At 62.6% G+C, this 11,337-nt stretch carries 7 protein-coding genes; 5 read left to right on the forward strand and 2 right to left on the reverse strand.

All coding sequences use genetic code 11. The features are described 5' to 3' along the window. Positions 1-85: 85 nt before the first annotated feature. The 4 genes from I7X13_RS07945 to I7X13_RS07960 all read left to right on the forward strand — a co-directional run bounded on the left by I7X13_RS07945 (position 86) and on the right by I7X13_RS07960 (position 8,735). Positions 86-3,013, forward strand: a complete 2,928-nt coding sequence (locus I7X13_RS07945) for a T9SS type B sorting domain-containing protein (protein ID WP_213019043.1) — start codon at positions 86-88, stop codon at positions 3,011-3,013. 246 nt (positions 3,014-3,259) lie between these two features. Further along, positions 3,260-6,235, forward strand: a complete 2,976-nt coding sequence (locus I7X13_RS07950; protein ID WP_198075056.1) for a T9SS type B sorting domain-containing protein — start codon at positions 3,260-3,262, stop codon at positions 6,233-6,235. 192 nt (positions 6,236-6,427) lie between these two features. Next, positions 6,428-7,318, forward strand: coding sequence for an ACP S-malonyltransferase (fabD, locus tag I7X13_RS07955; protein WP_198075057.1), 891 nt, complete (start codon positions 6,428-6,430; stop codon positions 7,316-7,318). A gap of 97 nt (positions 7,319-7,415) precedes the next feature. Continuing rightward, a complete protein-coding gene (locus I7X13_RS07960) occupies positions 7,416-8,735 on the forward strand; it encodes a hypothetical protein (RefSeq protein WP_198075058.1) in 1,320 nt (439 codons plus the stop codon). On the opposite strand, the gene folK is transcribed toward I7X13_RS07960, so the two are convergent. Further along, positions 8,682-9,182 carry a 2-amino-4-hydroxy-6-hydroxymethyldihydropteridine diphosphokinase gene (gene folK, locus I7X13_RS07965; RefSeq protein ID WP_198066566.1) on the reverse strand — a complete coding sequence of 167 codons (501 nt, stop codon included), beginning with the start codon at positions 9,180-9,182 and terminating at the stop codon, positions 8,682-8,684. The two genes, I7X13_RS07960 and folK, sit on opposite strands and share 54 nt — an antisense overlap. Continuing rightward, a complete protein-coding gene (locus tag I7X13_RS07970; RefSeq protein ID WP_198075059.1) occupies positions 9,179-10,039 on the reverse strand; it encodes an alpha/beta hydrolase family protein in 861 nt (286 codons plus the stop codon). Before I7X13_RS07970 ends, folK begins: the two co-directional genes overlap by 4 nt. 154 nt (positions 10,040-10,193) lie before the next feature. Here I7X13_RS07970 and I7X13_RS07975 point away from each other — a divergent pair, with 154 nt between their 5' ends. Next, a complete protein-coding gene (locus I7X13_RS07975; RefSeq protein WP_211531800.1) occupies positions 10,194-11,201 on the forward strand; it encodes a polyprenyl synthetase family protein in 1,008 nt (335 codons plus the stop codon). The last annotated feature ends 136 nt before the right edge of the window (positions 11,202-11,337 follow it).

The following is an 11,337-nucleotide window of genomic DNA, read 5'->3' on the forward strand; positions in this document are numbered from 1 at the left end:
CTGCCGGGCGCCTGGGCCTTCATCACGGTTTTCCTTTCTTAGTAATTGCGTTGGTATGGTACAGTTTACTCTTCCGCGGGCTGGAATGCTGGCGCGGGCTGCGCTGCTGTTGATGGTGCTATTGGCAGGCCTGGGCCTGCGGCCCGAGGTGGCACAGGCCACCCACATCCGGGCGGGCGATATTCAGGCCAAGGTGGACACCACGGCCAGCCCCAACCCGCGCCGTATCTTCTTCAAGATGATTCTATACCTCGACATCAGCCGGGGGCCAACGTCGGTAGACCAACCGAATGCGATTATCTTTTTTGGCGACGGCACGTCGAGCTGCAACCCCGGCATCGCCCGGCCGGGCGGGCGGCTGCCCATCCCTGGCAACTCTGACACGGCGCTCAGTATCTACTACTTCGAACACACTTACCCGGCTACCGGCAGCTATACGGTGAGCTTTGTGGGCGAAAACCGCAATGGGGGCGTCATCAACATGAGCAACCCGCTCGACCAGTCGTTTTACATCAGCACCAAAATCACCATCGACCCGGCGCTGGGGCTAAACCATTCGCCGGTGCTCACGGCCCCGGCCATTGATAAGGGGGCCATGGGACAGGTGTTTTTGCACAATCCGGCGGCCTATGATGCCGACCACGACTCGTTGGCCTTCCACCTGCGCACCAGCCAGAAGGAGCCCCGGCTGGCGTCTACTATCGTGGGCCCGCCCTGCGCCGGTGCCACCGGCGACAACTCGCCCCGGCCCGTGACGGTGCCCGATTTCAAGTACCCCAACGACCCGGCCATTGCGAATAGCCAGACGGTGTCATACGGCGGCGTGCCATCGGACCCGGGGGGAAACCCGGCCATTTTTGTGCAGGACGTGCATACCGGCCAGATTACCTGGAATGCCCCTGGCGCGGTGGGTTTGTATAACGTGGCGATGGTGGTGGAGGAATGGCGGCGCACGCCCCTCGGCCGCCGGCTTATCGGGGAGGTGATTCGGGACATGCAGATAGCCATTACGGCCACCAACAACTTGCGCCCTACCCTGACCATTCCGCCCGACATTTGCGTGGTGGCCGGGCAAACTGTGACGGGCAACGTGACTGCTGTAGACGGCGCGACCGCCGGCAGCCCCCAAACCCCGATTACGTTGTTTGCCTACGGGGGAATTTTTCCGCCCGCTACCTTTCGCCAAACGGCGGCTGGCCCGCCGCAGGCCACCGGTACCTTTCAGTGGCAAACCAATTGCAGCAACGTGGCTGGCCTGCCGTATCAGGTAGTGTTCAAAGCCCAGGACAGCCCCAATGCCCCAACGCCGATTCTGATTGATGAGAAGACCTGGCGCATCACCGTGGTGGGGCCGCCGCCCCAAAACCTGCGGGCTGCGCCCACCGCCGCGCCGGGCGGCTACAACGGCATGGTGTTGAACTGGGACGCTTACACCTGCGCCAACGCGGCCCATATCTACATCTACCGCAAGGTGAATTCTTCCACGTTCGCGCCGGGGCCGTGCGATACCGGCATTCCGGCCTCGGCGGGCTACGTGCGGATTGGCACGGTAGCGCCCAACGCGACCACGTTTACAGATTTGAACGTTGACCCCGTCACGGGCACCACCACAGGCCTGAGCCGGGGCTTGACCTATTGCTACCGCATTTATGCCGACTTCCCGCTGCCGGCCGGCGGCGAAAGTATTGCCTCGAACGAAGCCTGCGCTAAGGTGTCGGGCCGGGGCGCGATGCTGACCAACGTGGACGTGGCTACCACCAGCAGCACCACCGGCCAGATTGCCGTGCGCTGGACCCAGCCCCGCCCAACCGGCGGAGGCACATTCACGGGCACGCCATCGTATGTGCTGTCGCGGGCCGAGGGTTTGAATCCGACGGCTGCGGCGTTTGTGCCGGTTGCGCACGGCCCATTCACGGCCCTCACCGACACGAGCTATGTCGACTTAGGCCTTGATACCCAAAACAAACAGTACACCTATAAGCTGGAGTTTGTGCGCACCTTCGCCCCGGGCCAGGGCACTACGCTCACCGAAGCTTCGCCCACGGCCAGCAGCGTCCGCCTCACGGCGCTGGCCAACAATCCGCCTACGTCCATTGCCCTGAACTGGACCTATCAGGTGCCGTGGAATAATGCGGACAAGCCGGTTACCATCTACCGCCGTACCGGGGCCACGGGCGCGCTGGTGCAGATTGGTACTGCTCCGACGGGTGCCACCGGTGGCACCTTCACCGACCGCGACCCCATGCTGGTGAAGGGCCAGAGCTATTGCTACTACGTGCAGACGGAAGGCAGCTACGCCGGCTATTCATTCCTGAGCTCATTGCTGAACCGCAGCCAGGTGCAGTGTCTGACGCTCAATTCGCCGCCCTGCACGCCGGTGCTCACGCTGCTGCCCACCAACTGCGACAGCCTGGCCAACCTGCCCGAATTCCCGGGGCTGCGGGAGCGCTACACCAACCGCCTGCGTTGGACGGTGGGCACCACGCCCGCCGGCTGCGATGCCAACATCATCAGCTACCGGGTGTACTACCGGCCCACGCCCACGGGGCATTTCACGCTGCTGGGCACTACCTCGGCTACCAGCTTCGTGCATTCAGACCTGTCTTTTTCGGGAGGGTGCTACGCCTTGCAGGCCGTGGTGGCCAGCGGCGCGGTAAGCGACACGAGCAACGTGGCCTGCCAAGATAATTGCTTGTTCTTCAAGCTGCCCAATATCTTTACGCCCAACGGCGACGGCCAGAACTCGGTATTCCGGCCCAAGAATAATAGCCCGGTGCGGCGCATCCATTTCCAGGCCTTCAACCGCTGGGGAGTTAAAGTTTTCGAGAATACGACCACGGCTGATGACCCAGTGCTCATCAACTGGGACGGTGGCGGGCCCACGGGCGAATCGGGCAACGGCACCAGCGCCAAAGTGAGCGACGGCGTGTACTTCTACTTGGCCGAGGTCGAGTTTGCGGACTTTGCCAATACTAAGCGCACTTACAAGGGCTGGGTTGAAATTATCCGCTAGCGCCCGCTTTTCTGACTTAATTATATCGGTAGCCCCGCAAAAACGCCCTGCTCGGAGCGGTTTTTGCGGGGCTATTTAGTGCAGTCTGGGTGCAGGGGGCGGTGGGCTGGTGTTAGCTTTCGGCAGCAGGCGGCGTAACTTTTCCTTCTCCCATTACTTCTCGTATAGCTTCGCGTTGCCGGGCCAGCCTTCGGGCCCCGAATTAGCGTAAGGCCAATGGGTTTTCTTTCCTCTGTTCGACATTATATGATACAATTTCTTCTACTCCGGGGTGGGGCCGGCGCACGGCTGGCGCTGTTGCTGATACTAATGCTGACCGGGCTGAGCCTGTGCCCGAACGTGGCTCAGGCGTCGCACCTGCGTGCTGGCGACATTCAGGCCAAGGTGGACACCACGGCCAGCCCCAACCCGCGCCGCATCTTTTTCAAGATGGTGCTCTACACGGATAACAGCTCGCCGGTAGACCAGCCATCGGCCACCATCTTTTTTGGCGACGGAAGCTCCAGTTGCATCGATGGCATACCACGAGCCGTGAAACGGGCCATTCCGGGCAATACCGATACCAGCGTCAATATCTATTATTTCGAGCATATCTACCCGGCCACCGGGGGCTACAACGTTGAGTTTATCGGCGAAAACCGCAATGACGGCGTGATAAACATGACCGATTCGAAAAACCAGTCGTTCTACATCCGAACCTATGTTTACATCGACCCGGCGCTGGGACTGAACCATTCGCCCGTCTTCACGGCCCCGGCCGTGGACAAAGCGGCCACGAGTCAGGTGTTTCTGCATAATCCCGGGGCATACGATGCGGACCAGGACTCGCTGGCCTTTCACTTGCGGGCCAGCCAGCAGGTGCCCGCTGGCATTCGTGGCTCGGTGGGCGGCTTTCCGTGTTCGGGGCAGGGAGCTGGCACGGGCAACAATACACCTGCACCTCAGTCCGTGCCCAATTTTCGCTATCCCAACGACCAGGCCATCACCGCCGGAAATCCCCGGGCCGTGCAAGTGGCATATGAAGGGGTGCCCCCTTACATAGGGTCGCCGATAGGAGTGCCCGGGGCTGATGCCATTTTTATCCAGGATGTGAACACCGGCCAGATTACCTGGAACGCGCCCGTGGCGGTGGGCTTCTACAACGTGGCGTTTGAGGTAGAAGAATGGCGCCGCGTGCCGCTGGGGCGTCGGCTCATTGGCAAGGTGATTCGGGACATGCAGATAATCGTGACGGCTTCGACCAACCTGCGTCCAACCATTACCATTCCGCAGGATATTTGCGTAGTGGCCGGGTCACGCATCACGGGTGCCGTGACGGCCGTGGATGGTGCTTCGCCCAGCAGCCCGCAGTCGCCCATCACGCTCTTTGCCTACAGCGGCGTTATTCCGCCCGCTACGTTCCGCCAAACCACAACCGGCCCGCCGCAGGCCACCGGCACGTTCAGCTGGCAAACCACGTGCAGCAACGTGGCCAAAGTGCCGTACTTGGTGGTCTTTAAAGCCCAGGATAACCCGGCTACGCCTTCTACCACCAACCCGGTACTGATTGACGAGAAAACCTGGCGCATTACTGTCGTAGGTCCGCCCCCACAGAACCTGCGTGCCACGCCCGCCGTGGCAGCGGGCGGCCTCAACAGCATGGTGCTGAACTGGGATACTTACACCTGCGCCAATGCAGCCAACTTCTACATTTACCGCAGGGTGAACCCCGGCCCTGTGCCGGGCGGGTGCGAAACGGGTATCCCGGCATCGTCGGGCTACGTGCGCATCGGCACGGTGGGACCCAACGTGACCACCTTCACGGACCTGAATACGGACCCGGTGACGAAAGTAAACCGCGGCCTGGACCGTGGCCAGAACTATTGCTACCGCATCTATGCCGACTTCCCGCTGCCGGCCGGCGGCGAAAGCTTGGCCTCGAACGAAGCCTGCGCTCAGGTGGCCGGCCGGGGCGCGATGCTGACCAACGTGGACGTGGCCACCACCAGCAGCACCACCGGCCAGATTGCCGTGCGCTGGACCCAGCCCCGTCCGGTGAGCGGCACCTTCACCAGCCCGGTGCAGTACAACCTGTCGCGGGCCGAGGGGCTGAATCCGGCCGCCACGGCTTTTGTGCCGGTGGCCCACGGTCCCTTCACGGCCCTGGCCGACACGAGCTATGTCGACCAGAACCTCGATACCCAAAACAAACAATACACCTACAAGCTGGAGTTTGTGCAGGCCCTGGCCACGCCCATCAGCGAGTTTTCGCCCACGGCCAGCAGCGTGCGCGTGAGCGCCCTGCCCGCCAACGTGGCCGCCACGGCCATCACGGTAAACTGGACGTTTAACGTGCCCTGGGACAACGCTACGCAGCCCACTACCATCTACCGCCGCACCGGCAATGCCGGGCCCTATGTCCGCATCGGCACGGCGCCTTCAACGGCTACCGGCGGCACCTATGCCGACCGCGACCCCGCGCTGGTGAAGGGCCAGGACTACTGCTATTATGTAGAAACGAATGGTCGCTACCCCGGCTTCACTTTCCTGAGCTCGCTGCTGAACCGCAGCCAGGAACGTTGCCTCACGCTCATCTCGCCGCCCTGCACGCCGGTGCTCAAGCTGCTGACCACTAACTGCGACAGCCTGGCCAACCTGAATGAATTCCCACGCCAGGGCGAGAGGTACAGCAACCGCCTGCGCTGGACGGTGGGCAACACGCCGGCCGGTTGCGACGCGGCCCCGGCCAGCTACAAAGTGTTTTACCGGCCCACACCCACCGGGCGCTTCACGCTGCTGGGCACCACTACCACCACCAGCTACGTGCACGGAAACCTGACCTTTTCGGGCGGGTGCTACGCCATCCAGGCCGTGGCCAATAGCGGCGCGGTGAGCGACACGAGCAATGTGGCCTGCCAGGACAACTGCGTGTTCTTCAAGCTGCCTAATATCTTCACTCCCAACGGCGACGGGGCCAACGACCAGTTCCGGCCCAAGAACAGCAGCCCGGTGCGGCGCGTCCACTTCCAAGCCTTCAACCGTTGGGGGGTTAAAGTCTTCGAAAACACCACCACGGCCGATGACCCCATCCTCATCAACTGGGACGGCGGCGGGCCCACGGGCGAGAAAAACGCGAAAGTGAAAACCGTGGACGGCGTGTATTTCTACCTGGCCGAGGTCGAGTTTGCCGATTTCGCCAACACCAAGCGCACCTATAAAGGTTGGGTCGAAATCGTCCGCTAATCACGGAATTAGCCGAAATACCTATCTGCTGTAAATTATGAATTGAGCGGAGCCGGCCCGGTGGTCGGCTCCGCTTTTTTTGGGCAATGCCGCTTTTTGTGCAGCTTGCGCCCGCTTTGCCGCCGCCGAGGTAGCGGCGGGCCGCCATTTGCCGATTCCCACCACCCGCAAACCGCTAATCCGCGACTTCCAATGAATCCGACTCAATCCGTGTTATTTCCCGGCCAGGGCAGCCAGTTTCCTGGCATGGCCCGCGAACTGTTCGACCAGAACCTTGACGCCCGCGCCCTGCTCACCCGCGCCAACGACATCCTGGGCTTCAATCTCACCGACATTATGTTTGGCGGTTCCGAAGAGGACCTGCGCCGCACCGACGTTACGCAACCCGCCATTTTCGTGCATTCGGTGGCGCAGTTCGTGGCGCGGCCCGATTTCCAGCCGGCCAGCACGGCGGGGCATTCGCTGGGGGAATTCTCGGCGCTGGTAGCCGCCGGTGTACTCCGGTTTGAAGACGCGCTGCCGCTGGTGGCCCGCCGCGCCCAGGCCATGCAGGCCGCCTGCGAGGAGCAGCCCGGCACCATGGCCGCCATCCTCGGCCTCGACGATGCCACGGTGGAGCGCATCTGCCAGGAAATTACCGACGCGGGCAACGTGGTGGTGGCCGCCAATTACAACTGCCCCGGCCAACTCGTCATTTCCGGCTCAACGGAAGGTGTGGCCCAGGCCTGCGAAGCTTTGAAAGCCGCCGGCGCCAAGCGCGCCCTGCCGTTGCCCGTGGGCGGCGCCTTTCACTCGCCCCTGATGCAGAGCGCCGCCGCCGCCCTGGCCGAGGCCATCGAGAAAACTACCTTCAGCCCCGCCCGCTGCCCCGTGTACCAGAACGTGGATGCCCTGCCCCACACCGACCCGGCCGAAATCAAAGCCAACCTGCTGGCCCAGCTCACCGCCCCCGTGCGCTGGACGCAGCTGGTGCAGCGCATGGCCGCCGACGGCGCCACCGACTTTGTGGAGTGCGGCCCCGGCAAGGTGCTGCAAGGCCTGGTGAAGAAAATTGTGCCCACGGCCACGGTCGGCAGCTTTTAAGCAAAAAGGTACAGTTCCAGAGTGAATTTTAACGTCGTGCTCATCCGGTGCGGACGCCGGATGAGCACGGCGTTTTGTGTGCCATCATACTCAATACATGTCCCACGCTCCGCTGCCTATCCGTGCCGCTCGCCGCCGTCCCCGGCCGCTGATTGGGTGGCTGGTGGTGGTTGGGGCGCTGTTGCAGCTGGCGCTGTTTGCCTACGCCGTGCCCGATTTGGCCGGCACCGGTGACTCGCGATACTACCTCCACGCGGCCCACACGCTGCGCGAAACCGGCCAGCTGCTCAACATTGATGGCACGCCGTACCGCTTCTGGCCGCCGCTCTATCCTATGCTGCTGGCTGCGACTGGCTCATTGGCGGGCGTGCGGCTGCTGCATGGCGCGGCGCTGCTGGGCAGCTTACTGCTGTGGGGCTGGCTGGGGCGGCAGCTGTTACCGGCCCGGCGGGCACTGCTACTGCCGCTGCTGCTGGCCCTGGGCACGCCTGGGCTGCTGGTGGGCAAGTTTGTATGGGCCGAATGCGTATTCACGCTGCTGGCGGCGGCCTACGCGGCAGTGCTGCTACAATGGCTGCGCTCGGCCCGGGGCGAGTGGATGGTCATGGCCACGGTAGTGGGCCTACTACTGCCGTTGCAGCGCACGCTGGGGCTGTTTCTGCTGGCGGGGGGGGGCGTGGCACTGCTGCTGGGCAGCTGGCGGCACCTGGCCGCACGGGGCCGTTGGCTGCTGTTGCTGCACCTGTCGCTGAGCGGCCTGGGCGGCTTGTTGTGGCAGGTGTACGCGCTGTTTGTGGTGCGTGCGCCCAGCCGCTACCACCCGCCCCGGGGCTGGGACCAGCTGCTGAGTTCGGCGGCCGACTATGGTTTTGTGCTGGGCCGCTGGCTGCTGCCGCTGCCCGCTTCGGCTCGAGGCGGAGTTCCGGAATGGATGTGGGCGGTGGGGCTATTGAGCCTTTTTGTGGTACTGTGGCCGCACCGGCGGCCGTGGCGGCAAACGGGGGCACTGGCCCCGCCCGTCACTCCCGATGCGGAGGCGGCCAACACGGCTTTTCCGGCCACGCACGGGCTTAGCTTCAGCACGCAACTCCTGCGCGAGGCCCTGTGGGCCGCTGCGGTGGCGCTGGTGGCGCTGGTGGCGGCGCTCACGGTATTTGCCCAAAGCGCGGCCGGTATTCACGATGCTGAGCGGTACGCCAGCGTGTTGTTTGGGCCGGTCGTGATTCTGGTGCTGGCGGCGTGGCCGGCGCGGGCCCCGCGCTGGCTGGGCGCGGGCCTGCTGGGGTTGTGGCTGCTGGCGCTGGCTTTTCGGGTGGGACACGTGGCGCAGGATTTGCGCCGGGTGCCGCCGCTCCCGGCCGGCTCATTCACCGGGCCAGCGCCGCACGGGCAAGGGGTCGGGGCAGCGGGCGAGTAGCGCGGCCACCGTTTCGTTCAGTTGCGGATGCAGCAATGAGCCAGCAATTTCGGCCAGCGGCACCAGCGCGAAGCGGCGCTCGGCCAGCCGCGGGTGCGGTACGCTCAACGCCGGCGTGGCAATAATTTCCGGCCCGTAAAACAGGATATCAACATCCAGCGTGCGGCTGCCCCAATGCTCGTGCCGCTCGCGCCCAGCGGCCTGCTCCGTATTCAGGCAGGCTGCCAGCAGCTCTTCGGCCGACAAACCCGTGCGCACCGCCAGCGCCTGATTCAGAAACGCCGGCTGGTCTTCGCGCCCCCAGGCGGCCGTTTCATAAATGCCGGATTCAGCCACAATGGCCCCGGCCGTGGCTGCCAACCGGGTGCGGGCCTGCGCCAGCAGCGCAGCACGGTCGCCGAGATTTGAGCCCAGCAGTAGGTAGGCCAGCACGGGTTCGCGGCTCATTGCTGCCGTTTGAAAAAGGCCGCCGTTGCCTCCGCCACGTGCCGGGCGGGGGCGGGCAATTCTGTTTCGGGCCAGGGGTGCGCGCCGCCAAACATATGCGTAGCATTCGGCACCAGCAGCAGCTCGGCAGTGGGCTTGAGCTGCTTCAGCTTGTGAGCCGCCGCCACGTTCACCGTTTCGTCCTGGTCGCCGTGAATGATGAGCAGCGGCTGTTTCAGCTTGCGGCGCACGTTGTGCGGAATGTCGAGGCGCGGGCGGTTGGCATGGTAGTTCTCCACAATCTGGTAGTGCATGGGCAGCTCCACGCCGGTGCGCGTGTTGGGCACGTGCAGCACGCCCGTGCGCTGCCACTCATCAAACACCGCCTGCGGCCACTGCGGGTGCACTTCGGCAATGGCGGCCCAGGTTGCCACGGCCCGCACGCGCGGGTCTTCGGCCGCTTTCAGCAGCGCCAAGCCGCCGCCCCGGCTGTGCCCGGCCAGGAAAAACCGCTGCAAATCCATCTCGGTGGCAGGCACGGGCGTGGCCCCCGGCGTAAAAAGTACGTCGATTACCTGCCCGATGTCATCAAGCTCGATACTGAAATTATTGCGCCCAAAGGCGTCCAAATCCTCCAAATCGCCGGTGCCGCCCACCACAATGCCGTTGTGCGACAGGTTTAGCTTCACGAACACGAAGCCCTGCTCCGCGAAAAATTTTGCCAGCAGCGGGAAGTGCCCCCAATCCTTAAACCCCTTGAAGCCGTGCACGAACAGCAGTACCGGCTTAGCCTGGCCGGTGGCCTGATATGTGGCGTCGGCCTCGAAGGGCCGGCCGTGGGCAGCGCCCGAGAGCAGGAAGGAGGCGTGAGTGAGCATACGGCGAAGGTAATAATGGCGGGGTAGTGGATGGGCGGATTCGCGGAGTAGTGGATGAGTAGATTGGTGGATTGGCGGGCGTTTGAACAATCCACTCATCCATCACCCCGCCAATCCACTTTTTCGCCACTCCTGCCGTATCATTGTCGCCGCAATGCCCCAGTACTCCTCCTTGTCCCTCGACCAGATTCAGGCCCCCATCGCGGCCGAAATGGAAGAGTTTGAGCACAAATTCCGTCAGTCGATGCGCACCAAAGCGCTGCTGCTCGACAAGATAATGGGCTACATCGTGAAGCGCAAGGGCAAACAGATTCGGCCCATGTTCGTGTTTCTCACGGCCCGCGCCACCCGTCCCGAGCCCGCCACCGGCGACCCGCTGCCCGACGCCAGCTTTCGTGGGGCCGCCCTCATCGAACTGCTGCACACTGCCACCCTCGTGCACGACGATGTGGTGGACGAGAGCAATTACCGCCGCGGCTTCTTCTCCATCAACGCGCTCTGGAAAAATAAAATTGCCGTGCTCGTCGGCGATTACCTGCTCTCGCGCGGCCTGTTATTGGCCCTCGAAAACGATGATTTCGACCTGCTAAAAATCGTGAGCAACGCCGTGCGCGAATTGAGCGAAGGCGAATTATTGCAAATCGAAAAAGCCCGCAAATTAGACATTACCGAAGACGTTTATTTCGATATTATTCGACAGAAAACTGCTTCTCTAATTGCCTCCTGCACGGCAGTGGGCGCGGCCTCCGTTGGGGCTGATAAAGAGGTGATTGAGCGTGCCCGTTTATTCGGTGAAAAAGTCGGTATTGCTTTCCAGATTAAGGATGACCTATTTGATTACGGCACCGCCGAAATCGGCAAGCCGGTGGGCATCGACATCAAGGAAAAAAAGATGACGCTGCCGCTCATTTACGCCCTGCAACAGGCTCCCTGGCTGGAAAAGCGCAAGGTTATTTTCAACGTAAAAAACAACGACGGTCACCGCGACCGGGTGCAGCAGGTAATCGAATTCGTGAAAAAATCGGGCGGTCTGGACTACGCCGTGCAAACCATGAAACGATACCGCGACGAGGCCCTTGCCATCCTGCACACCTTCCCGGAGTCGCCCAGCCGCACGTCGTTGGAAGCGCTGATTAATTACACGATTGAGCGGGAGAAATAGGACCACGGATTCATGTGGATTTTTCGGATTTCGCGGATTTTGTAGCCGACTTCCAATTTCAACAACTAATGCTTTCATAATAAAAAAAGCCTCTCATGCGAGAGGCTTTTTTTATTCGTTTCTCATATTCAAACTC

It is taken from the genome of Hymenobacter negativus, assembly GCF_016056375.1.
Taxonomy (GTDB): Bacteria; Bacteroidota; Bacteroidia; order Cytophagales; family Hymenobacteraceae; genus Hymenobacter; species Hymenobacter negativus_A.